The 22,095-nt window shown below is 71.0% G+C and carries 21 protein-coding genes; 4 read left to right on the forward strand and 17 right to left on the reverse strand.

The window, feature by feature from the left end:
* Positions 1–4 precede the first annotated feature (4 nt).
* From QE410_RS01210 to cofG, 13 genes are all read right to left on the reverse strand, one after another.
* On the reverse strand, positions 5–835 hold the full coding sequence (locus QE410_RS01210) for a carbon-nitrogen hydrolase family protein (RefSeq protein ID WP_307326906.1): 831 nt from the start codon (positions 833–835) through the stop codon (positions 5–7).
* Positions 832–2,199, reverse strand: coding sequence for an aminotransferase class III-fold pyridoxal phosphate-dependent enzyme (locus QE410_RS01215; RefSeq protein ID WP_307326908.1), 1,368 nt, complete (start codon positions 2,197–2,199; stop codon positions 832–834). Before QE410_RS01215 ends, QE410_RS01210 begins: the two co-directional genes overlap by 4 nt.
* Positions 2,196–2,756: an amino acid synthesis family protein gene (locus QE410_RS01220; protein WP_307326910.1), complete on the reverse strand. Its 561-nt coding sequence runs from the start codon at positions 2,754–2,756 to the stop codon at positions 2,196–2,198. The genes QE410_RS01215 and QE410_RS01220 overlap by 4 nt, the downstream gene beginning before the upstream one ends.
* The gene (locus tag QE410_RS01225; protein WP_307326912.1) at positions 2,753–3,604 is read right to left on the reverse strand and encodes a nitrilase family protein; all 852 of its coding nucleotides are present in this window, start codon (positions 3,602–3,604) and stop codon (positions 2,753–2,755) included. Before QE410_RS01225 ends, QE410_RS01220 begins: the two co-directional genes overlap by 4 nt.
* 55 nt (positions 3,605–3,659) lie before the next feature.
* Entirely contained in the window at positions 3,660–4,802 is a 1,143-nt protein-coding gene (locus QE410_RS01230; protein WP_307326914.1) for an ABC transporter substrate-binding protein, read from the reverse strand.
* An 81-nt stretch (positions 4,803–4,883) separates the two neighbouring features.
* Positions 4,884–5,639 (reverse strand): ABC transporter permease, encoded by a 756-nt coding sequence (locus QE410_RS01235; RefSeq protein ID WP_307326916.1) that lies wholly within the window; start codon positions 5,637–5,639, stop codon positions 4,884–4,886.
* 50 nt (positions 5,640–5,689) lie between these two features.
* Complete coding sequence (locus QE410_RS01240; protein WP_307326918.1) at positions 5,690–6,484, reverse strand: ABC transporter ATP-binding protein; 795 nt, start codon at positions 6,482–6,484, stop codon at positions 5,690–5,692.
* Positions 6,481–7,329 (reverse strand): ABC transporter permease, encoded by an 849-nt coding sequence (locus tag QE410_RS01245; protein ID WP_307326920.1) that lies wholly within the window; start codon positions 7,327–7,329, stop codon positions 6,481–6,483. Before QE410_RS01245 ends, QE410_RS01240 begins: the two co-directional genes overlap by 4 nt.
* 258 nt (positions 7,330–7,587) lie before the next feature.
* Positions 7,588–8,409 (reverse strand): IclR family transcriptional regulator, encoded by an 822-nt coding sequence (locus QE410_RS01250; RefSeq protein WP_307326922.1) that lies wholly within the window; start codon positions 8,407–8,409, stop codon positions 7,588–7,590.
* Positions 8,406–9,413: an LLM class flavin-dependent oxidoreductase gene (locus tag QE410_RS01255; protein ID WP_307326924.1), complete on the reverse strand. Its 1,008-nt coding sequence runs from the start codon at positions 9,411–9,413 to the stop codon at positions 8,406–8,408. The genes QE410_RS01250 and QE410_RS01255 overlap by 4 nt, the downstream gene beginning before the upstream one ends.
* Positions 9,414–9,434: 21 nt before the next feature.
* Positions 9,435–10,859 carry a dihydropyrimidinase gene (gene hydA, locus QE410_RS01260; protein ID WP_307326926.1) on the reverse strand — a complete coding sequence of 475 codons (1,425 nt, stop codon included), beginning with the start codon at positions 10,857–10,859 and terminating at the stop codon, positions 9,435–9,437.
* A 126-nt stretch (positions 10,860–10,985) separates the two neighbouring features.
* Positions 10,986–12,509 carry an NAD(P)/FAD-dependent oxidoreductase gene (locus tag QE410_RS01265; RefSeq protein WP_307326928.1) on the reverse strand — a complete coding sequence of 508 codons (1,524 nt, stop codon included), beginning with the start codon at positions 12,507–12,509 and terminating at the stop codon, positions 10,986–10,988.
* Complete coding sequence (gene cofG, locus QE410_RS01270) at positions 12,506–15,172, reverse strand: 7,8-didemethyl-8-hydroxy-5-deazariboflavin synthase CofG (RefSeq protein WP_307326930.1); 2,667 nt, start codon at positions 15,170–15,172, stop codon at positions 12,506–12,508. The genes QE410_RS01265 and cofG overlap by 4 nt, the downstream gene beginning before the upstream one ends.
* A gap of 127 nt (positions 15,173–15,299) precedes the next feature.
* On the opposite strand from cofG, the gene QE410_RS01275 reads away from it, so the two are divergent.
* Positions 15,300–15,689: a hypothetical protein gene (locus tag QE410_RS01275; protein ID WP_307326932.1), complete on the forward strand. Its 390-nt coding sequence runs from the start codon at positions 15,300–15,302 to the stop codon at positions 15,687–15,689.
* A gap of 123 nt (positions 15,690–15,812) precedes the next feature.
* On the opposite strand, the gene QE410_RS01280 is transcribed toward QE410_RS01275, so the two are convergent.
* The gene (locus QE410_RS01280; RefSeq protein ID WP_307326934.1) at positions 15,813–16,631 is read right to left on the reverse strand and encodes a TSUP family transporter; all 819 of its coding nucleotides are present in this window, start codon (positions 16,629–16,631) and stop codon (positions 15,813–15,815) included.
* Positions 16,632–16,724: 93 nt separating this feature from the next.
* Positions 16,725–17,693 carry an AraC family transcriptional regulator gene (locus QE410_RS01285; protein WP_307326937.1) on the reverse strand — a complete coding sequence of 323 codons (969 nt, stop codon included), beginning with the start codon at positions 17,691–17,693 and terminating at the stop codon, positions 16,725–16,727.
* 128 nt (positions 17,694–17,821) lie between these two features.
* Here QE410_RS01285 and QE410_RS01290 point away from each other — a divergent pair, with 128 nt between their 5' ends.
* Complete coding sequence (locus QE410_RS01290) at positions 17,822–18,139, forward strand: hypothetical protein (protein WP_307326939.1); 318 nt, start codon at positions 17,822–17,824, stop codon at positions 18,137–18,139.
* Positions 18,140–18,468: 329 nt separating this feature from the next.
* Entirely contained in the window at positions 18,469–18,840 is a 372-nt protein-coding gene (locus QE410_RS01295; RefSeq protein ID WP_307326941.1) for an ATP-dependent DNA ligase, read from the forward strand.
* Positions 18,841–18,850: 10 nt separating this feature from the next.
* Here the strand turns inward: QE410_RS01295 and QE410_RS01300 are convergent, their stop codons facing one another.
* Positions 18,851–19,669 carry an ABC transporter permease gene (locus QE410_RS01300; RefSeq protein WP_307326942.1) on the reverse strand — a complete coding sequence of 273 codons (819 nt, stop codon included), beginning with the start codon at positions 19,667–19,669 and terminating at the stop codon, positions 18,851–18,853.
* Complete coding sequence (locus QE410_RS01305; protein ID WP_307326945.1) at positions 19,666–20,913, reverse strand: ABC transporter ATP-binding protein; 1,248 nt, start codon at positions 20,911–20,913, stop codon at positions 19,666–19,668. The genes QE410_RS01300 and QE410_RS01305 overlap by 4 nt, the downstream gene beginning before the upstream one ends.
* 101 nt (positions 20,914–21,014) lie before the next feature.
* On the opposite strand from QE410_RS01305, the gene QE410_RS01310 reads away from it, so the two are divergent.
* Positions 21,015–22,088 (forward strand): enoyl-CoA hydratase/isomerase family protein, encoded by a 1,074-nt coding sequence (locus QE410_RS01310; protein ID WP_307326947.1) that lies wholly within the window; start codon positions 21,015–21,017, stop codon positions 22,086–22,088.
* Positions 22,089–22,095 lie beyond the last annotated feature (7 nt).

Raw genomic sequence — 22,095 nt, forward strand, 5'->3', positions numbered from 1 at the left:
GTCCTCACTTGGCGACGGCGAGGCCGCCGTATAGGTCGTGGCGGCGATCCCGCAGGAACGGACGGGTCGCTCGTATGGACGCTACGTGGGCGGCATCCATGTCGGCAACCGCCACGCCGTCGCCCTCGTCGACGACCGCGAGGATCTCGCCGCTCGGTCCGTAGACCGCGCTCGTGCCGAAATACTCCTTCACGCCCTCGACGCCCGAGCGGTTCGCGCACACGACGTACATGCCGTTCGCGACCGCCTGGGCACGCAGCTCGAGCTGGAACACCTCTTTCATCGGCGCGCTCGCGCACGCCACGGGGAGGGACAGCACGACGCCCCCGTCGAGGGCGACCAGACGGCCGAGCTCGGGGAAGTGGCGTTCGTAGCAGATGATCGTGCCGACCGCTCCGACCGTCGTCTCGACCGCGGACGGCGGCTCCTGACCCGGGCGGAAGTAGAACTTCTCGGGAAAGCCGTTCGAGAACGGCAGGTGCGACTTGCGATAGACCTGCGCGAGCTCGCCGTCGACGTACGTGCACGCGGTGTTGGCGTAGACGCCGGGCACCTCGCGGCTCTCGAAGATCGACGACACGATGCTCACTCCGTGGCGGCGCGAGGCTTCGCGCACCATGGTGTTCGACGGGCCGTCGAGCGGCTCGGCGTGCACGAAGAAGTCGGGGTCGGGCTCGGGCTGCACGAACGGCGCCGCGAACAGCTCCGGCAGCACGATCAGGCCTGCACCGTCGGCGACGGCCTCGCCGATCAGGCGATCGGTGGCCTCGAGCACGGCGTCGCGATCGCGACCGGTGGCCAGCTGCAGCGCGGCGACCCGCGCGACGGCGCTCACGCCAGACCCATCTCGGTCGACAGCTCGCCGATGACGTCGTCGAGCACCGAGAGCGCGAACGAGATCTCGTCCTCGGTCACGATGAGCGGCGGGGTCAGACGCAGCACGTTGTTGTTGGCGCTGAGGTACAGACCTCGGCGCCATGCCGACGCGACGAGCTTCTGCATCGGCGCTGCGGCGGCCCCGACCGCGCCGAACGGGACGAGCGGTTCGCGGGTAGCGGGGTCGGTGACGAACTCGACGCCGTAGAACAGGCCGATGCCGCGCACGTCGCCCATGATCGGGTAGCGGCTCTGCAGGGCGCGGAGTCCGGCATCCAACTGTGCACCGCGGGCGCGGACGCTGTCGAGGACGTTCTCCTCTTCCATGATGCGCAGCGATGCCAGGGCGCTGGCGGCCGCGAGCGGGTGACCGGCGTAGGTCTGTCCGCCCCAGAACTTGTTCTCGTTCAGCCACTGGCGCGACCGCTCGCCGACCGTCATTGCTCCGAGCGGCACGTAGCCCGAGTTCAGGCCCTTGGCGCTCGTGACGATGTCGGGCACGACGTCCCAGTTCTGCACGGCGAAGTACTCGCCGGTGCGGCCGTACCCGGCCATCACCTCGTCGCAGATGAGGAAGATGCCGTACCGGTCGCACACCTCACGCAGCGACGCGAGGTAGCCGTCCGGGGGGACCAGGATGCCGTTGGTCCCGGTGACCGTCTCGATGACGATCGCTGCGATGGTCGAGGGGTCTTCGTACTGCAGGATCTCCTCGAGGTGCGGGGCGCCCAGGCACACCGGGTCTTCCTCGGGCGGTCGGCCGCTCGGGGTGCGGTAGACGTAGGGGTCGAGGAAGCGCACGACACCGGGAACGCCCGGGCCGCCCGAGTGGTGGTGGCGGGGGTCGCCGGTGAGCGAGAGGGCACCCGCGGTGGCGCCATGGTATGACCGGTAGCGCGCCATCACCTTGGGGCGCCCGGTGATGTGCTGCGCCAGACGCACGGCGTTCTCGTTGGCCTCGGCGCCGCCGGTGGTGAAGAAGCTCATCTCGAGGTCGCCGGGGGCGATCTGCGCGATGCGCTCCCCCAGCTCGGCGCGGGCGCGCACGGCGAAGTTCGGGCCCATGTACGCCATCGTGCGGACCTGCTCGACGATGGCCTCCACGAGCTTGGGGTGCTGGTGGCCGAGGTTGAGGTTCACCAGCTGCGACTGGAAGTCGAGATAGCGGTTTCCATCGGTGTCCCAGAACCAGCTGCCCTCCCCGTGCGAGATCGCTGCCTGAGCGGGCTTTCCCTGCACCGACCAGGAGCGGATGACGTAACGCTGCTCGGCTTGCTGGATGCGGGCGGTCGTCCAGGTGTCGGTCGCGGTGTCGAGGCTCACCGGGCCACCTCCGCCCCGAAGCTCGCCAGGCGCGCCAGCGGACGGCCGGCGTTGGCGGCGACGCAGGCGACCACGATCTCATCGGGGCGGGGGGCGCCGGGGATCACGAGGGTGATCGTCTGGTGGTGCGAGCGGGTCTTGGCATCCAGCTTGTGCTTGAGGGGAACGTCGATCGCGGACCCGGTCAGCCCGACCTTCTCGGCCGCCGGGAGGAGTTCGGTGCCGCCCGCGGCGGTGCGGAACTCGTTGCCGAAGCGCAGGTTGTGGATCAGGGCCGAGCCGTGCTCGACCTCACCACCCAAGCCTACGAGCGCGGCCTTGCCGAACGCCTCGACGGGAGCGTCGAGCAGCTCGACGCACGCCGGTCCCAGCAGACGGCCGATCTCGGCGCCGATCTCGTCGGCCGTGGTGACCAGGTCGTGCACGTACCCGCTGCCGTACGGGTTGGCGATGACCGCAGCCACCCACGCCACGACGTGGGTCGACGGAAGCTCCTGACCGTTCTCGCGAAGCGTCTCCTCGCGGTGGCGGACGATCTTTCGGACGGAAATGGTCATTGCGGTGCTCGTTTCTCTGGTGTCTCGATGAGGTGGTACGCCTCGGGACGGCGGTCGCCGAGGGGACGGTTGAAGGGGTCGGCGCGGCGCGACTCGCGAGATCCGATCGGATCGATGCGCGCCGTCACGACGGCGGGGGTATCGGGGGCGGGACCGGCGAGGATCCAGCCGTCGTGACCGACGATCACGCTGGCGCCGATGAACCGCTGGCCGCGTTCGGTTCCCACGCGGCTGCACGCGGCGACGAAGACCTGGTTGGAGTGCGCGTTGGCCATCGCCATCATGTTCGCCAGCGACGGTCCGGGCTGCTGTCGGGGATTCGGGACCCAGTCGCTCGGGGCCAGCACGAGATCGGCCCCCTGCAGGGCGAGGCTGCGCGTGCTCTCGGGGAACCACGCGTCGTAGCAGATCAGCATGCCGACGCGTCCGAACGGGGTATCGACCACCGGGAAATCGTCACCCGGGTCGAACACCTCCTTCTCGGAATTCCACAGGTGCACCTTGCGGTACACCGACTCCACACCGGCGGGCGAGATGAGCACCGCGCTGTTGTAGACGCGGTCGCCATCGCGCTCGCTCACCCCGCCGCAGATCCAGACGTCGAGCTCGCGGGCGAGGTCGTGCCACGCGGTGACGGTGGGGCCGCCGGGGATCGGCTGGGCGGCGGCGAGAGACTCGGCGTAATCGTCGAAGGCCCAGCCGGCGCTGGCGCACTCCGGCAGGACGATGACGCGCGCGCCGAGCGCGGCGGCATCCCGGATCGCCGTCTCGCTGAGGGCGATGTTGGCGTCGATGTCGCCGATGCGCGGATCGATCTGCGCACAGGCGATGGTGAAGTCGGTGCTCATGGTTCTCGCTCTCACGGGGGCGGGACGCGATGCCCCGCCCCCGCTCGTCGGTCGGTTACTTGCCGCCCTCGGTGAGGGTCACGGTGGCGGGCGTCCAGTCGGCCCCCGTCACGTCGACGCCCTTGTCTTCGAGGAGCTCGAGCGCGGCGGCGTTGAGATCAGTGCGGTAAGCGTCGCTGCCGGGGTCCTTCGTCAGGACGCCGCCGTCGATGCCGACCTGCACCGTGCGCTTCCAGTCCTCCTCCGACAGCGTGCCGACGCCCGACGTGGAGGGCCAGATGAGCTTGTTGATCTCGTTCATCATCCAGGCCTGGTGCGTACGGCCCAGGGCGCTGCCCTGCGCGACGACCAGGTCGACGCAGGCATCGGCGTTGTCGCGGCAGAACGCCCAGCCCTCGTCGGTGCCCGCGAGGAATCGGGTGGCGATGTCGGCGTTGTCGCCCTCCGCGAGCCACTCGCCGCGGGCGTACACGCCGTCCTCGAGGGTGCCGTAGCCGAGCTTCTGGAAGTCGAGGATGCTGAAGTCGGACGGCTGATAGAGCTCACCGGTCTCCGGGTTCACCGTCTCGAGCAGCTGCGCGTACTCGTTGTAGGTCTTTGCCTGCACGGAGTCGGCCTCGCGGTTCAGAAGCATCGACATGTCGAACGGCTGCTGAAGGACCGTGACGTCGGTGGTCGGCTCGACGCCCTCGGAACGCAGCGCGGCATACAGCGTCAGCTCGTTGCCGCCGCCCCAGCTGCCCATCTTGGTGCCCTTGAGATCGGCGATCGAGTCGATTCCGCTGTCGGCCCACGAGACCTGCAGGTAGGCGCCGCGCTCGAACGTCTGGGCGATGTTGACGACGTCGGCACCCTTCTCGCGCGACGCCATGCTCTTGATGACGTGGCTCACGGCGAACTCGGCGTTGCCGCTGGCGAGCACCTGTTGGGGGACGACGTTCGTCCCGCCCTCCTGGATGGTGACGTCGAGGCACTGGTCGGCGTAGTAGCCCTTGTCCTTCGCGGCGTAGTACCCGGCGAACTGCGCCTGGGTGACCCACTGGAGCACGACGGTGACCTTGTCGACCGAGGCGCAGTCGGCGTCCGCGGACGGGGCGGCCGCTTCGGACGAGCCGCCCATGCCGGCGCAGCCGGCGAGGGAGAGCAGCAGGCCTGCGGCTGCGGTGGCCGCGGCGAGGCGGCGGGGGGTAAGGGTCATGACGGGTCCTCTCGGGTACGGGTGGAGCGTTCGGGTGCGCGTGCGGTGGTACGGAGGGTGGAGCGGTCGGATGCGGGCGGGTCAGGATGCCAGGGCGCGACGCCAGGGCACGATGAGCGCTTCGAGGAGCGCGACGAGCGCGTAGAGCGTCAGTCCGATCGCGCTGGCGACGGCGACGGCCGCCCAGGTGAGGTCGAAACGCGAGACGGCCGCGCTGTTGGCGATGACGACGCCGAGCGCCTGCGCGGTACCGCCGAAGTACTCGGCGACGATGACGGCGATGACCGACATCGTCGAGCCGATGCGGAGCCCGTCGAAGAGGGAGGGGAGCGAGCCGGGGAGCCGGACGAACCAGAGCAGCTGGCCGCGGGTGCCCGACAGCGAGTCGAGCAGTTCGCGGTGCAGCGGATCGACGTGCAGGAGACCGCGCGTCGTGTTGACGACCACGGGGAAACCCACGGCGACGGTGGCGACCGCGATCTTCGACATGAGGGAGGTGCTCCCGAACCACGCGTTGAAGATGGGGGCGAGCGCGATGATCGGCGCACAGCTCGCGACGGCGACGAGCGACAGCACGACCTTCGCGACCCCCTCGAAGAGTGTGATGACGACCGCGCCGACGACGCCCAGGACGCCGCCGAGCACGACGGCCGAGATGATCGCCGTCGTCGTGGGAACCGCCGACGCCATCAAGTGGGGCGCGTCGGAGACGAGGGCGGCGGCGATCGTGGTGGGGGCGGGCAGGAGGTAGGCCTGGATGCCACCGACGCTCACGACGCTCTGCCAGAGCGCGAGGACGAGCGCGCCGAGGACGGCCGCGGGAGCGAGCGTGCGCACGAGACCCCTACCGGCGGAGAACCGGACGGGACGCACCGGGGACAGGGCGCTCACGAGGCGGCGCTCTCGTACGGATCGAGCACAGCGTGCAACGCGGAGCGCACGCGGCTCTCGGCGGCGTAGAACTCGGGGGCCACGCGGGTCTCGTCGGTGCGGGGGAACGGCAGGTCGATCGCGATCCGCTCGGCGATGCGTCCGGGACGCGGCGACATCACGACGACCTCGGTCGAAAGGAACGTCGCCTCGGGGACGCTGTGCGTGACGAACACGATGGTCGTGCCGGTGGCCCGCCAGATGCGCAGTAGTTCGCGCTGCATGTGCTCGCGGTTCATCTCGTCGAGCGCGCCGAGCGGCTCGTCCATGAGGAGCACCCGCGGCTGCATCGCGAGGGCGCGGGCGATCGCGACGCGCTGCTGCATCCCGCCCGACAACTGGCGCGGCCGATGATCGGCGAACGCGGTGAGGCGCACGAGCTCGAGCATCTCGTCGGCGCGGCCGCGGCGCTCGGCCCGCGGGACCCCCTGCACCTGGAGGGGGAGTTCGATGTTGCGCCGCACGGTGCGCCAGTCCATGAGACCCGGCGCCTGAAAGGCCATCCCGTACTGGCGGGTGCGGCGTGCGTCGCGCGCCGACATCCCCGCAACCGTGACCGTTCCCGCCGTGGGCGGGATGAGATCGCCGATCACGCGCAGCAGCGTACTCTTGCCGCAGCCGGACGGCCCGAGGAGCGAGACGAACGCGCCGGAGGGGATCTCCAGGTCGATGTCATCGAGCGCCAACGTCGTTCCGGACGACGTGACGAACTCTTTCGAGACGCCGGATAGCTGGATGGCGGGGGCGGTCATGAGGACCTCTTCCTGAGGGTGAGCCACTCGACGAGGACGATGATCTGGACGAAGACGATGCCGGCAAGGGAGGCGACCAGGATGGCCGCGTAGAGATTGGCCGGAGCGAGCGAGTAGTAGTAGGCGGCCGTCAGGATGGCGCGCCCGATACCGGCACCCGTTCCGGCGGAGAGTTCGCCGACGATCGCCCCGATGACCGCTGCGGTGGCGGCCAGGCGAAGGCCGGTGAAGAAGCTGGGCAGTGCGCTGGGGATGCGCACGTGCACGAGGACCCGCCAACGCGGAGCGGAGATCGAGCGCAGGAACTCCACGTGCAGGGGGTCGGCCGAATTCAGGCCCGTCAAGGTGTTGAGGGTGACCGGGAAGAACGAGAGGTAGGCGGCGATCACGGTCACCGCGATCCAGCTGGGTAGTCCCGCGCCGCCGACCCACACGACGATGATGGGCGCGAGCGCCACGAGCGGGATGGTCTGGCTGACGATGAGCCACGGAAGCGTCGCTCGACCGAAGAGCGGGATCTCGCGCAGCACCACCGCGAGCACGGCACCGATGGCGGCGCCGATGAGCATGCCGTAGAGCGACTCGCGCAGCGTCACGCTGGTCTCGACCAGGTAGTACGACAGCAGCGACCCGCCACCGGCGGCGCTCGCCGGGGACGCCAGGGCGGACACGATCTGTGCGACGTGGGGCATCGCCGCGTCGGTCGTGGCCACCGGGAAAGGGATGTTGGTGCCCGGGAGGACGTCGCCGAAGGCCCGCCCGAGGGCTTTGTACCCCTCCCAGACGAGGCCGACTGACCCGATCAGGGCGGCCGCGATGGCGACGCTGCGCAGAGGGCCGGACACGCGGGCCACTCGGCGAGACGGCGCTGCGGCCGCCATGCGCGACGGGGATGCATCGCGGGGGCGGGTCGCGAGGTGAGCGGTCATCTCTCTCCAGTGGTTCATTCAGCGAACCGACGGTTCGCTCTTGTGACCATCATGGGGGAGTGCCGTTTCCGCGAGGGGCGGCCGACGTTACTGATGTGTTTCGAAGTGCTCCCCGAAGGAGGCGGCCCCCGGCGCGAAGCTCGCACCGGGGGTCGGAGAGGGGGAGGAAGTGTCTCAGGAGGATCGCGTTGTTCGCCCGTCCAGGTCGGTTCCCGCGCGCTGCAGCAGTCGGGCCAGGCTCGCGGCCCGCTCGGTCACCGCGGCGATGGCGTCGTCGATCCGTTCGTCGAGGCGGTAGTTCGGGCCGCTCGTCCACACCGCGTATCGGGCGGCGCCGTCGATCATCACGGGTGCGGCGATCGCCGTCAGACCTTCTTCCAGCTGGCTGCGGGTCACCGCGTATCCCTGCGCGCGAACCGTGTCGATCTCGGCGAGGAAGCCTTCGAAGTTGGTGAAGCCCGCGGGCAGCCGGGCGGCCGCGGCATCCCTCTCGAAATCGTCGCGAGCGAGCTCGGGGTCGTTCCACGCGAGCAGTACGCGCCCCGTGGAGGTCCGCCAGCTCGACAGCAGACGCGGAACCGGTCGAGGCGCGTGGCCGATGAGGTGCGGTCCACTGGCCTCCATGAGCACGGTGACCTGCGAGCCCGTCAGTGTGTCTATGCCCGCTGTCTCGCCGGTCGCCGCCGCGATGTCGGCGAGCACGTCGCGCACGTAGCGCGTGAGTGATCCCCCCGTGACGACGCTCTCGGTCATCAGGATGAGGTCGAGCGACAGGCGGGACCGTTTGGTCACCGGATCCGATACGATCCACCCCTCGCGCTCGAGCGTCGTCAGGATGCGATAACAGGTGGCCTTTGCGACACCGCACGCGCGCGCGAGCTCCGACAGGCCGAGCCCCTCCGGATGCGCGGCGACCGTCCGCACGATCGCCACGGTCTTCTGGATCTGCCCGGCATCCGCTCCGCTGCGCGCGGGAGCGTCGGCGACCTCCGTCACGAGAACGCCTTGCCGAGCGCGGCGATGGTCTGCATCTTCGTCGGTCCGAGGGGGTTCAGCACCGGCACCCGTACGCCGGCCGCGACGTACTCCTCCAGCTTCTCGGCGGCCTGGGCCGTCGACCCGGCGGCGCAGACGCGGCGCACTGCCTCGTCGGGTACCAATCGCATGGCGCGCCGGATGTCCTCGGGGCGTGCCGGCCACCCCGCGACCTCCTGGATGCGCGTGACGAGCTCGGGCTCGACGCCGCAGTGCTCGGCGATATGGGGCTGCTGCATGAGGTACAGCGTAAGGAACGCGCGGCACTCGTCCAGAGCCGCAGCGGGATCGGCGTCGTCGACGGCGACCGCTATGGCCTGCGTCATGTCGAGGGACGTGACCCCGTCGGTCCGCTTGGCGAGACCGGCGCCGATGTGCGTCGCCGCGAAGTCGAGGTAGGACACCGGCAGGAGGAAGTCGAGGTACACGCCGTCCATCGTCTGTCCCGCGAGTTCCAGCATCCGCGGTCCGACCGCTCCTGCATAGATGGGGATGTCGACGGCGACGTTCTCCGCGTACATGCGGTCGAAGCGCACGCCCTCCATCTGCACGAACTCGCCCGAGAAGGTCACTTCCTCGTTGCGGAAGAACGACTGCAGGACGCCGACGTACTCGCGCATCGCTGTCACGGGCTTGCGCAGCGGCGTGCCCACGCGGCTGGCGAGGGGCTCCCACCACGCGCCGAGCCCGCAGATGATGCGTCCCGGTGCCAGTTCGTCGAGGGTCTTGAACGTGACCGCCATCAGGGCCGCGTTGCGCGTTTTGTTGTTGACCACGCCGGACCCGATCCGGACGGTTCGCGTGCGCTGGGCCAGCAGGGCCATGAGTGAGATCGCGTCGCGGGTGAGTCGTCCCTCGGCGACCCAGAGCGAGTCGAAGCCGAACTCCTCGGCCATCTCGGCCGCCGCCCAGGTCTCGTCGAGGGTGAACCGTTCGCCCAAATGGATGCCGAGCGGAATGCGCATGAAGTGTCCTGTCGTCAGAGGTCAGTGAAGGGGGAGGGTGCGCGCGAGGTAGGTGCCGCGCCCGCGGACGGCGGCCTCGGTGGGCTCGCCCTCGACCGCGATGAGCTCGCCTCGGGCATAGACGGCGACGGGAACGCCGCGCACGGCCATCCCCTCGTAGACGCTGTAGTCGGCGAGGCTGTGGTGGGTCTTGGCGCTGAGGATGCGTTCGGCCTCGGGATCCCATATGACGATGTCAGCGTCCGCGCCCGCGACGATCGCGCCCTTGCGGGGCAGGAGCCCGAAGGTGCGCGCCGGCGCCGTCGCGGTGAGTTCGACGAAGCGCTCCAGTGAGATGCGACCCGTCCCGACCCCCGCGGAGTACATCACCATGAGGCGTTCCTCGACGCCCGGGACGCCGTTGGGCGTCGCCGAGAACACACCGTTGCCGATGTCTTTCTGTGGCATCGCCGGGTCGGTGGTGTGGAGGGCGAAAGCGGCGTGGTCGGTGCCGATCGTGTCGATCGTCCCGTTCGAGACGGCGGCCCACAGGTCGTCGCGGTTGGCCTGCTCGCGGATGGGAGGGGAGCAGATGTACCCGGCGGCCCGTGCACCCGCATCGGCGTAGTCCTCGTAGGCGGTGGTGAGGTACTGCGGACACGTCTCGGCGCGCACGTCCGCGCCCGCGTCTCGTCGCGCACGCACGACGCGGGCCGCCTCGGCGGCGGACACGTGGACGATGAACAGGGGAGTGTCGACGTGCTCGGCGAGGGTGATGGCGCGCTGGACCGCCTCGACCTCCGCGTCGGCGGGGTGGGCGTGGAGGTGCTCGTGCTCGGCCGTGCGGCCGGCATCCGTCAGACGCTTGACGGCGTCCGCGATCATGTGGCCGTTCTCGGCGTGCACCATGGGGAGCGCACCGCAGTCACGCGCCGCACGGAAGCCGCGGATCAGCACGTCGTCGGAGACCATCGAGCCGGGGTAGGCCATGAAGAACTTCCAGCTCGCGGCCCCGTGCTCCCGGGTCAAGCGCGTGAGGCGGTCGAAGGTGTCGTCTTCCCCGGCCGTCGCCGGAACGATGGGGTGGAAGCCGAAGTCGACCACGCACGACGCCTCGGCGGCCGCGCGCCGGGCGTGGAAGGCGTCGTCGATCGCGACGCCGGCCGGGGCGCGCACGAAGTCGACGATCGTCGTCGTACCGCCGCACGCGGCGGCGATGGTGCCGGAGAAGAAGTCGTCGGCGGTGCGGGTGGCGCCGCTGGCGACCCGGTGCTCGAGGTGGGTGTGCGTGTCGATACCGCCGGGCAGCAGGTACTTCCCCGTCACGTCGATTGTGCGGGCGTCGGTCGGTACGGACGCGCCGGGGGCCAGGACGGCGGAGATGCGCGTCGCCTCGACGAGAACGTCGGCGCGAACGCGACCTTCGCTGCTCACCACGGTGCCGCCGCGCAGGATGAAGGTATCCATGTCGCTCGGTTCATTCAGTGGACTGATGGTTCACTTAACGTAGAGCGCTCGCATTTCCTGCGTGTTTCCGGGCGCAGTCGCCCCCGCCCGTCGTGACGACGCGCGGAAACGGCCGGGTAGGTCGCCTTACGCGGGTGTGTGCGGGATGGTCTCGCCGGGGGCTGCCGTCGACGCGGGGGAATCCGCAGCTTGATCGCTGACGGGCTCGAACTCCGACCCGTCCGTCGCCGCGAGTCGCTCGCGGAACGCCTGCACCGTGCCGGGCCACAGCAGCGTCAACCGGCCCGAGCGGTCGTCGACGTACCAGTTGCGGCATCCGCCGGTGAGCCAGGGGGTGGATGCCGCGGCGGCGGCGATCTCGTCGGTGTAGGCCGCCTCGGCCTCGGGACGCACGCGCAGCACGGGCTCGGTGCGTCGGTCGCGCTCGCAGAGCGCGCGCACGACGTAGGCCGCCTGTTCCTCGGCCATGAGCACGGCCGAGTTGTGACCGAGGCTGGCGTTGGGTCCGTTCAGCACGAAGAGGTTCGGGAACCCCGCGACCACCGTGGAGCCGAACGACGTCATGCCTCCCGACCAGTGCGCGGCGAGGGTCCCCGTCTCACCGCGGACCAGGTCGGCGTACGGCTGCTGTGTCGAGGCGAAGCCGGTCGCCAGCGCGAGCACGTCGGCGTGATGGCTCCGCCCGCTCGCGGCCGTCAGCGTCGACCCGTCGACAGCGGCGAGCGCCGTGGGTTCGAGGGTCACGGCATCCGAGGCCACGGCGGGGTAGAACGTGTCCGACAGCAGCACGCGCTTGCATCCGAAGGCGTAGTCGGGGGTGAGGGCGGCGCGCAGCGCCGGGTCGGCGACCTGGGCGTGCAGGTGGTCGAGGGCTGCGGAGCGGGCGGCGGCGGATGCCGCGGCGTCGCCCGAGCGCGAGGCGTAGCGCTGCTCGCCTTCGGCGTAGAGGTCGGCCCGCAGACGCGCGAGGTCGCCGGGGTGCGCCGCGAGGTGCGCGCGGTCGGCCTCGGCGATGTCGTCGCCGCCGCGGGGGACGATCCACGCGGGCGTTCGCTGGAACAGCGTCACCTGGCCGGCACGCCGCGCGAGCTCGGGGACGAGTTGCACGGCGCTCGCACCGGTTCCGACGACGGCGACGCGCTTACCGGTCAGGTCGATGCCGTGGTCCCACCGCGCGGTGTGGAAGATCGGGCCGCCGAACGATTCGAGCCCCGGGATGGCGGGGACGTACGGCTCGGTCAGGCGTCCGCAGGCGAGCACGAGCGAACGGGCGAGCAGGGGTTCGTCGGCTGCCGTGTCGAGGCTCCACAGGGAGCCGTCGGCATCCCACCGCGCCCCGAGGAGCGGCGTGCGAAGCCGCAGCCGGTCGCCGAGACCTTCGCGCGCGGCGACGTCGCGGAGATACGCCTGGATCTCTCCGCCGGGGGCGAATGTGCGCGACCACCGGGCGTTCGGATGGGCGGCGAGGCTGTAGAGGTGCGCCGGCACGTCGCAGGCGACGCCGGGGTAGGTGTTCTCGCGCCACGTGCCGCCCACGTCGTCGGCGCGTTCGAGCACGACGATGTCGTCGCGTCCGGCGCGTCGCAGGGCGCCCGCCATCGCGAGACCGGCGAAGCCGGCCCCGACGATCGCGACGTCGATGACCCTCACCCGCGCGGTCCGTCGGCCGGGAGCGAGTGGCGGGTGCCGGCGCTCGTCTCGAGGTACGGGGCATGGGGGTCGGGCAGGGGCGACGCGACTTGATAGTCGGTGGTGCGCAGGCGGAACGGTCGCATGAGGCTGCGCGCGAGGCGCTCGGCGGCGGCGACGGGGAGCTGCAGCCCCTGCTCGATACCGGTGTCGGGCAGGACGCGCCCGTCGTAGAGGGTGCCGCCGAGGTCGTCGCCACCGGAGCGCAGCAGCACGGCCGCGGTCTCGCGTCCGACGCGGGTCCACGGGATCTGCACGTGCGGAATGCTGCCTGACAGCAACAGCCGCGATACCGCGACCATCGCGCGGTGCTCGTCGAGCGGGGCACGGCCGGGCACCAGCGGCACGTCGCCGCCGGGCAGCGGGATCGGCACGAACTCGGCGAAGCCGCGCGTCTCGGTCTGGATCTCGCGCAGGCGCCGCAGGTGCGCGATGCGCTCGCCGGCGGTCTCGACGTGGCCGTAGAACAGCACCGAGGTCGAACGGAAACCGGCGTGGTGGGCGGCCGTGATGCCCTCGATCCAGCGGTCGATCTCGAGATCGCCCGGCGCGACGAGCGCGCGCACCCGCTCGCTGAGGACCTTTACGCCCGTCCCCGGGACCGTGTCGACGCCCGCCGCCCGCATCGCGGCGAGAGCTCCGTCGAGCCCGAGACCGCCGCGATCGGCGAGGTCGCGCACGTCGAGCGGGCGATACGCGTGCACATGGATGCCGGGCGCCCCACGTTTCACGGCCCGCACGAGATCGAGGTAGCCGGCGGGATCTTCGTCGGCGCGGAGGGCGCCCTGGATGCAGATCTCGGTGGCGCCGAGGTCGGCGGCATCCGTGGCGATGGCGGCCGCATCGTCGAGGTCGAATTCACCCGGAGCGGTGCGGCCGGAGCGGCGCAGGCCGGTCGAGGTGAGGTTGCGGTTCTGCACGAGCGTGATCGGCTCGCCGACGGTATAGCGACGCGCGTCGTCGGCGACGACGGTGAGGTCGTCGAGCTCGCGGCCGGTGGCGCGCAGCAGGCGCGTCCAGTCGGCGTCATCGAGGGAGAGGGGGGTGGATGCCGCCCGCTCGGCGAGTCGACGCACGCCGGGGTCGGTGCGTGCTGCCTGGCGGGGGGTGTCCGTCGGCACGGGGCGGCGCGGGGCGTCCGTGTGCGTGGGACGAGCGGAGGGTGTGGGACCGGCGGAGGGCGGGATCTCTCGGGTCGGTCCTCCCTCCGTCCCCGGTCCTCCGCTCGTCACGCCCGGCGACTCCACGCCCGGCGACTCCACGCCCGGCGACGTCACGCCCGGCGACTCCACGCCCGGCGACTCCGCGCCCGGCGACTCCACGTCAGACGACTCCACGCCCGGCGTCATCGCGAACGCATCCGCCGGGCCGAGCGTGGCATCCACGCCCACCGCCCCGGCCGCCAGCCCCGCGGCATCCGCCAACGCCTGCACGGGCGCGTGCAGGCTCGGGTCGATCCAGCGCTCGGCGTCGCGCACGTACTCGGGGTGGGCCGTGAGGCGCTCGCGCAGCAGGAAGCCTCGCGCGGCGGTGTGCCCGGCGAGATCGTCGATCTGCGGCCACGGGCGCTCGGGGTTGATGTGGTCGGCGGTGAGGGGCGACACCCCTCCCCAGTCGTCGGCCCCCGCTTCGATCAGCAGGCCGAGCTCGCGCGGGTCTGTCAGGTTCGGCGGCACCTGGACGCGCATGTCGGGGCCGAACACCAGGCGCGCGACGGCGACGGCGGCCAGATACTCGTGCATGTCGGCATCGGGTGCGCCCTGCATGGCGGTGCGGGGTTTCGCGCGGAAGTTCTGCACGATGACCTCTTGCACGTGCCCGTGGCGGTCGTCGAGCTCGCGCAGGGCGACGAGCGACTCGGCACGATCGCGCACGGTCTCGCCGATACCGACGAGGATGCCGGTGGTGAACGGGATGCCGGCGGCTCCGGCGTCGTCGATCACTCGCAGCCGGAGCGCCGGGTCTTTGTCGGGGGAGCCGAAATGCACCCGACCGGGCTCTTCGTAGAGCCTCCGCGAGGTGGTCTCGAGCATCATGCCCATCGACGGAGAGACCGGGCGCAGCGTCGCGAGCTCGTCGGGATGCATGACGCCGGGGTTGGCGTGCACGAGCATGCCCGTCTCGGCGGTGATGAGCCGGGCGATGTGGGCGACGTAATCGATGGTGGAGGCGAAGCCGTGCGCGTCGAGCCATTCGCGGGCCTCGGGCCACCGCTCCTCGGGGCGGTCGCCGAGGGTGAGCAGCGCCTCTTTGCAGCCGAGCGCCTGGCCCTGGCGCACCACCGAGAGAACCTGCTCGGGGCTCATGTAGGCGGACTTGCGCAGCAGGGCGAGCTGGCCGGGGGTGTCGACGAACACGCAGTAATGGCAGCGGTCGCGGCACAGCGTCGTGAGCGGCACGAAGACCTTGCGCGAGTAGGTGAGAACGTGGGGGCGGCCGGCGCGGGCGAGCCCGTCGTCACGCAGGGCGGATGCCACGCGGAACAGCGCGGGCAAGGGGGCGCCGAGCAAGGCCTCGGTCTCGTCGACATCGGGACGGTGGCCTGCCGCGATACGCGCCAAGAGGTCGTCGATCGAGGTGCCTCGGGCCGGTGCGACTCGCGGCGCAGCGCTGCCCGTACTCATCGCTCCAGGCTAACCCCCGACTCCGACATCGGGGCCGAGGGGTACGCGTGCGTGCACGGGATGATTGTTGCGCTCTCGTGAGGTGCCACGCCGATGCGCGCTCTCGGGCGCTGGCAGGATGGATGCCATGGTGACCCTGCTGCTCGATTCGACGCAGCTCGAGGTGGTTCTCTCGCCGACCGAGCGTGCGATGTCGTTCCGGAGATCGAACATCGTCGTGCCCCGCGAGCACATCGAACGCGTGCAGCTCACCGACGACGCGTGGACGTGGCTGCGCGGCGTGCCCAACCCCGGCATCAACCTGCCCGTCGCCGTCGGCGCGGGCACCTGGAAGTCCGCGGGCGGCAACGACTTCGTCATCATCCGAGGGCGCAAGCCCAGCGTGGTGGTGGACCTCGCCGGTCACGACGAGTTCGAGCGGCTCGTGCTCACCACCAAGCACGGCGTGGCCTTGCTCAAGGCGCTGCGGCTCGACGTGGCATCCGAGCCCGAGAACGTCGCCGACATCGTCGCCTGACCCGCGTCCCTCCCCTCCGCCGGGCGGTGACTTGCGGCATGTGTTCGCGAGATCGCGCTCCGGGCGTGCATACGGCGCAAGTCAGCGAGGAAGGGAGGGGAGGGGGCGGCAGGCGCGCGCGGTTCAGGCCGTGAACTGCACCACCGTGTCCCACGCGAGCTTCACGATGAGGATCGACAGCGTCACGAGGAACACGACCCGCACGAATCCGCTGCCGCGGCGCGTGGCCATGTGCGCGCCGATGAAGCCGCCGGTGATGTTCATCACGGCCATGGCGACGCCGAGCGCGAGGATGATCTCGCCGTGCACGCCGTACACCGCCAGCGCCGCGAGGTTCGTGGTGAGGTTGGCGATCTTGGCGTTCGCGCTGGCCTGCAGGAAGCCGTAGCCCAGCACGCTCACGATCAGGATGACGAAGAACGACCCGGTCCCCGGGCCCAGGATGCCGTCGTAGAACCCGACCAGCAGCCCGATTGCCGCAGCCCGCCAGACGATCGCCGCCCGGCCGTCGTGGCGCGGAGCGTGCTCGAGCCCCATTTTCGGCTTGAACAGGGTGTACATCGCGACGGCGATCACGGCGACGAGCACGATGGGGGTGAGCACCTCGCGCGGCACGTAGCGCGACAGGGCGGCGCCGACCGTCGACCCGGCGTACGCCCCGGCGACGAGGGGGATCAGCAGCACCAGCTGCACCCGGATCTTGCGCAGGTACACCCAGCTCGCCGAGAGCGTGCCGAAGAACGACGACAGCTTGTTCGTGCCGAGGATGAACGGCGTCGCCACGTCTTTCGGCACCGCGATGACGAGGGCCGGCAACTGGATGAGCCCACCGCCGCCGACGACCGCGTCGACCCAGCCGGCCACTCCCGCCGCCACCAGCAACAGGATCAGGGATGCCACCGACACCGGCAGCCATTCCGCGATCACCGGTCCATCGAGCACGGTTGATTCTCGCCGCTGGCTCGGCCCCCGCCAAATGCACGGCGGACGGTGGCCCGGTCTGTGCGCATCCCGGCGCGAGGGCGGTGCGGCGGGTCAGGCGCCGCCTTCCGGCGGGTCGGGATGCCGCGGCGGCGGGCCCTGCTCGAGGACGACCGACGGCTCGACGCCGAAATGCCGATGGTAGGCGCGCGCGAAACCTTCGGGTGTGAAGCCCCAGCGCAGGGCGACCGCGCGAACGGTGTTCCGCGGGCCGGCAGCCACGAGGTCGCGATGAGCGGCGGCCAGACGCACCTCGCGCACCACGTCGCTCGTCGCCCCACCCGACGGCGAGTGCCATCGGAAAGCGGCGTCGAGGTGCGCGGAGGGCAGCCCCGCGGCCTCGGCGATGTCTTCCACGGTGATGGGCAGCGAGGCGTAGTCGTCGATGTATCGCATGGCTCGGCGGTATCCGGTGAGCAGCGCCCGCGCGGTGACCGGGCGGTCGACGGGATCGTGGCGTAACGGGAACAGCTCGACGATGCGTGCCGCGACGTGGCGAGCCATCGACGCGGCGACGAGGTCGCTCTCCCACGCCGCCTCGCGTTCCGCGACGACGAACTGCACCATCTCGCGCAGCGATCGACCGGTGTCGGGGGACCGTGGGTGACTGCTTGCGAATCGCAGCGTGAGACGGTCGTCGGCGTACATCCGGCGAACGGTGCGCTGCAGCGCTTCGGGGGCGAAACTGACGCCGGCTCCGACGCTGTCGGTGATCCGCACGGTGGTCCTGACCCCGGGGAGCACGAGGTAGGCCGACACCGCGGCATCCCCCTGTTCGTCCGGCGTCGACCACCGGCAGATCCCGGTCGCCCCTCCGAGCGAGACGAACGATCCGGAGCCGAGGGTCATCTCCACCGTGCCGCCGAATGTCGCCCGATTGAGCAGGAAGCCGGGCCGGCGGACGATGTCATCGCTCATCGTCGCCGCCGGGTCGAGCACGCGGTAGTCGCCGTACTGCTCGCGCAGTCGCGCCTCGACCTCCTCGCCGGTGCGCGCGAACGCGGTGGAACGCTCGGCCGTCATGGACGCCGCCCCATGGGTGCGGGCGGCGCCCCTCGAGGCCCCACCTGAGAAGGTTTCGAAAATCGCAACCCCCCTTGGCGGGAGGATGGGGCAGGGTGACACTGTGCGCACCGGAGGAGGCATCGTTCATGCGTCGGATCTTGGTCAGCGGGGGCTCGGTGCTCACCACCAACGCCATCGCCCGTCAGCTTTTCCTCTACGCGTCGCTCCTCGCCGACCAGCAGCGCACCGACGTCGTGGACTTCCCGGTGAGCTTCGAAGGGGAGGCGACGAACTGCACGCTTCTCGTGGGGGCCCACCTGACGCTCACGGCGGTGACCGTGCCCCGATCCGAAGCCGGCACGCTCCCGGGTGAAGACAGCGCGCTGTTCGAGTTGCAGCGTCGATGCGACGACGCGCGCACGCTGACGCTCCCGGCATCGTCGCCTCGTTCGATGGAGCGCTGAGGGGCTCGCACGCCCCCGCAGGTCTCGTCGATCACCCATCGCACTCCCCGGTTCCCCTCGACGTTCCCCGACCGGGCGTCGCCGCGCATCCCGCTTGCCCGTGCCGCGCGTCGATGGGATAGTTCGCCGTCTGCTGCGCGTGCCGCCGCCATCAGCGTCGTCCGGGAGGCGACGCCGCTGACGAACCTCGCTCGCTTGTGGGAGGCCGATCACGAAAGAACGGCGAGTGCAAGGGCATTGGCGCGCACGAACCGACGCTCTGACGCTGACGGTAGGCGCTCGCCGGGCGACACTCGCCCCCTCGCAACGTCGGGTGCCGAGGAGGAATCATGGGCAAGTTCGTCTACGACTCGAACGTGAAGGTGGAGTTCGAGGATCGACTTCTCGCGCATCTGCAGGCGGTGATCATGGCCAAGGTGCGGCGCGGTGAGACCTTCACCTTCACCTGGAAGGACGACATCAGCACGGGAGGCGGGCGCACCTGCGTCTACATCCACTCCGGGGTGTCGCTCGTCTTCAAGTTCCACGGCGGACGCATGCCGCAGCTGAACCCGGCCTGGCTGCACGCGCTGACCTTCAATGCCAACACCAGTCGCGGCCTGTACATCGTCCCCGAACCGGAGGGCACGTTTCGTCCGCCGGAGCCGATGAAGGAGATGGTCTTCGTGGAGGTCCCCCGGTACGCGCCACCCGGGTCGTGACGGGTGCCGCTCAGTCGATGTCGCGGCGCCAGGTCGTCAGCAGCCCGATGACGACCAGAACCACCGCGTAACCGAGCAGCACGAGGCCTCCGGCCCACCACTCGAGGGAGTCGTCGGCGGCGGTGCCCATGGCGCCGAAGATCGTCTGCCCGACGAGCGCGTCGCTCGCGGCGCTGGGGAACCACTTGACGACCCCTGCGAAGCCCTCGACGAGTCCCCCGGCGGTGCGGACGATCGGCTCGACGAAGAGCGTGATGGCCAGCACGATGACGATCGCGGCGACCTGATTGCGCACGACCGTGCCGACGCCGATGCCGACGAGGGCCCACAGGGCGAAGGCGAGCAGCATCCGGCCCACGAGCTCCCAGGTGTCGCCGGCGCCCAGCGCGGTGTCGATGCCGAAGACGCTCAGCACGCCCGCTCCCGCGCCGACCGCGGCGAGCGAGCCCAGGATGCCGTAGAGCAGTCCCACCACGATGCCGACGACGAACTTGCCCACGAGCACGACGCCGCGGCGCGGGGTGGCGAGGAACGTCGGCGTGAGCGTCTTGTGACGGAACTCGGTCGTGACCATCAGGGTGCCCACCAGCAGAGGGAAGACGTACCCGACCGCCGTGGCGGAGCTGTACACGAGCGCGGGGATGCCGTCAGCCGACAGCGCGGGGCCGGTCGCCCCCGTCAGCCGACCGGATGCCACCCCGCCGAACACGAGGGCGAGCACGCCGGCCGTGAAGGCGACGTAGGCGACGAGCACGATGCCCAGCACCCACCACCCGGCGGTGCTGAACTGCTTGGTGTACTCGGAGCGGGTTGCGGCGACCAGGCTCATCGCGGTGCCTCCGTCTCGTCGGGTCCGGCGGTGGGGACGATGTCGATGACCCCGGTCGAGGCGACGGAGTAGGAGGGGCGCGGGCCGACCTGCGTCGGAGAGGGCGCGGCGCGCGCCGCGCGAGGCGGTGGCATCACCGCCACCAGGGCGGTCGAGGGGCGCGGGTCGTCGGCGTCGGGATCGACGGATGCCACGGTGTCGGGCGTCGCGGCAGGGGTGGGCGTGGCGGCCGGTGGGGCGGCACCCGGGACTTGCCCGGCGTCTGCAATCTGCCCGGCACTCGGAGCCCTCCCCGTATCCGGGGCGGCGTCCGCGACGGGGACGGGCGTCGCGCCCGCGCTGGCGTGCACCCGCACGCCGCTGACGAGTTCGAGGAAGATGTCCTCCAGGCTCGCGCCCTTGCTCTGCAGGTTCGACAGGGCGATGCCGGCGCCCGCGGCGAGGGCGCCGATCTCGACCGGTTCGTGGTGGCGGATCGTGAAGCCGTTGCGCAGCAGCTGGTGCGCGATGCCGCGGTCATCGAGCAACCGCCCCAGGGCGGCGCGGTCGGGGGAGTCCACGACGGTGGCGAACTCGTCGGGGTCGGCGAGGTCTTCGATGCCGCCCTGGAACACCAGACGCCCGCGCGAGATGATCAGCAGCGCGTCGACGGTCTGCTGCACCTCGGCGAGCAGGTGCGACGAGATGAGCACCGTGCGTCCTTCCGCGGCGAGGTGTCGCAGCAGCGAGCGCATCCAGCGGATGCCCTCGGGGTCGAGGCCGTTCGACGGCTCGTCGAGCACGAGCACGCCGGGGTCTCCCAGCAGGGCGGTCGCCAGGCCCAGGCGCTGACGCATGCCGAGCGAGAACCCGCCGACGCGACGACCGGCGACGTCGGCGAGCCCGACGAGGCCGAGCACCTCGTCGATGCGGGTGGTGGGCAGGCTCGCCGCCCGCGCGTAGACCTTGAGGTGGTTCGCGGCCGAGCGACCGGGGTGGAAGCTGGATGCCTCGAGGGCGGCGCCGACGGTCTGCAGCGGTGCGGTCAGGTCGGTGTAGCGCTTGCCGCCGATCGTGGCCGTGCCGGAGGTGGGCCGCACCAAGCCCAGCAACATGCGCAAAGAGGTGGTCTTGCCGGCCCCGTTCGGGCCGAGGAAGCCGGTCACCTGTCCGGGTTCGACACGGGCGGTCAGGCCGTCGACGGCCGAGATCGCCCCGAACCGCTTTGTGAGGCCGACCAGCTCGAGCACCTGTCCGTCGGGCATGCGACCCCTCTCCTTCGGCAGACGTTCTGCCCATCTTCCCCGATCCGGGGCCGAAAACGCATCCTCCGCAGGGGGGAGGCGCGCCGGGCGGCGTGTGTAACGTGGCACCGTGCACGCAGAGCGATCCGAGAACGACAGCGTCCTGGTCGGGGGGCCGCGGGGGCCTCGGCCACCTCACGCTCAACCGGCCGAAGGCGATCAACGCGCTCGACCTCGACATGATCCGCGCGCTGCACCTGACCCTCGATCGGTGGGAGAGCGACACCGACGTCGATGTCGTGCTGCTCGACGGTGCCGGCGAGCGCGGCTTCTGCGCCGGCGGCGACGTGCGGGCCCTGCACGAGATGGTGACCGGCGGCCGGGCCGACGAGGTGCACGCGTTCTTCCGCGAGGAGTACGCCCTCGACCACCGCATCGCGACGTCGAGGAAGCCGGTCGTCGCGATCGCCGACGGCGTGTGCATGGGCGGGGGGATCGGTCTGGCCGGTCACGCCGCGATCCGCATCGTCACCGAGCGCTCGCGCCTGGCGATGCCCGAGACGCGCATCGGCTTCACCCCCGACGTCGGCGGCTCGTGGTTGCTCGGCCGCGCCCCCGGTCGCATCGGCGAGTACCTCGCACTCACCGGCGGGACGATGGATGCCAGTGACGCGCTGTACGCCGGCTTCGCCGACCACATGGTGCCGGTGGCCCACCTCGAGGCGCTGTACGAAGCGCTCGAGAACCGCGCGGATCCGTCGAGCCCGACCGAGCTCGTGCTGCTGTTCGACGAGACGCCCGAGCCGTCGCGGCTCGAGACGGCGCGGGAGTGGATCGACGACGCGTTCTCGGCCGCCGATGTGCCCGGCATCCTGGACCGCCTGCGCGCGCGTCCCGAGGCGGAGGCGCGCGAGACGGCCGAGCTGTTGGCGGCATCCGCCCCGACGGCGCTCGCCGTGACGCTCGAGGCCGTGCGGCGGGCGCGCGAGCTGCCGTCGCTACGGGCGGCGCTCGCGCAGGAGTACGGCCTCGTGCTGTGGTTCGCCTTCACGCAACCCGACCTCGTCGAGGGCATTCGCGCGCAGGTCGTGGACAAGGACCGGACCCCGTCGTGGTCGCCGGCGCGGCTCGACGACCTCCCCGTCGACCGGGTCGCCGAGGCGTTCGCCTATCAACCCGAACCCGCGCTGTGGTGACGAGCCC

It is taken from the genome of Microbacterium sp. SORGH_AS_1204 (assembly GCF_030818935.1).
In the GTDB taxonomy this organism is placed as follows: Bacteria; Actinomycetota; Actinomycetes; order Actinomycetales; family Microbacteriaceae; genus Microbacterium.

What these genes read in the sequence shown, in the direction of transcription:
- QE410_RS01275 (WP_307326932.1), top strand. Translation starts at nt 15,300, where the DNA reads ATGGTGACCCTGCTGCTCGATTCGACGCAGCTCGAGGTGGTTCTCTCG.
- QE410_RS01295 (WP_307326941.1), top strand. Translation starts at nt 18,469, where the DNA reads ATGGGCAAGTTCGTCTACGACTCGAACGTGAAGGTGGAGTTCGAGGAT.
- QE410_RS01220 (WP_307326910.1), bottom strand. Translation starts at nt 2,756, where the DNA reads ATGACCATTTCCGTCCGAAAGATCGTCCGCCACCGCGAGGAGACGCTT.
- QE410_RS01225 (WP_307326912.1), bottom strand. Translation starts at nt 3,604, where the DNA reads ATGAGCACCGACTTCACCATCGCCTGTGCGCAGATCGATCCGCGCATC.
- QE410_RS01255 (WP_307326924.1), bottom strand. Translation starts at nt 9,413, where the DNA reads ATGCGCATTCCGCTCGGCATCCATTTGGGCGAACGGTTCACCCTCGAC.
- QE410_RS01230 (WP_307326914.1), bottom strand. Translation starts at nt 4,802, where the DNA reads ATGACCCTTACCCCCCGCCGCCTCGCCGCGGCCACCGCAGCCGCAGGC.
- QE410_RS01290 (WP_307326939.1), top strand. Translation starts at nt 17,822, where the DNA reads ATGCGTCGGATCTTGGTCAGCGGGGGCTCGGTGCTCACCACCAACGCC.
- QE410_RS01240 (WP_307326918.1), bottom strand. Translation starts at nt 6,484, where the DNA reads ATGACCGCCCCCGCCATCCAGCTATCCGGCGTCTCGAAAGAGTTCGTC.
- QE410_RS01285 (WP_307326937.1), bottom strand. Translation starts at nt 17,693, where the DNA reads ATGACGGCCGAGCGTTCCACCGCGTTCGCGCGCACCGGCGAGGAGGTC.
- QE410_RS01305 (WP_307326945.1), bottom strand. Translation starts at nt 20,913, where the DNA reads ATGCCCGACGGACAGGTGCTCGAGCTGGTCGGCCTCACAAAGCGGTTC.
- QE410_RS01300 (WP_307326942.1), bottom strand. Translation starts at nt 19,669, where the DNA reads ATGAGCCTGGTCGCCGCAACCCGCTCCGAGTACACCAAGCAGTTCAGC.
- cofG (WP_307326930.1), bottom strand. Translation starts at nt 15,172, where the DNA reads ATGAGTACGGGCAGCGCTGCGCCGCGAGTCGCACCGGCCCGAGGCACC.
- hydA (WP_307326926.1), bottom strand. Translation starts at nt 10,859, where the DNA reads ATGGATACCTTCATCCTGCGCGGCGGCACCGTGGTGAGCAGCGAAGGT.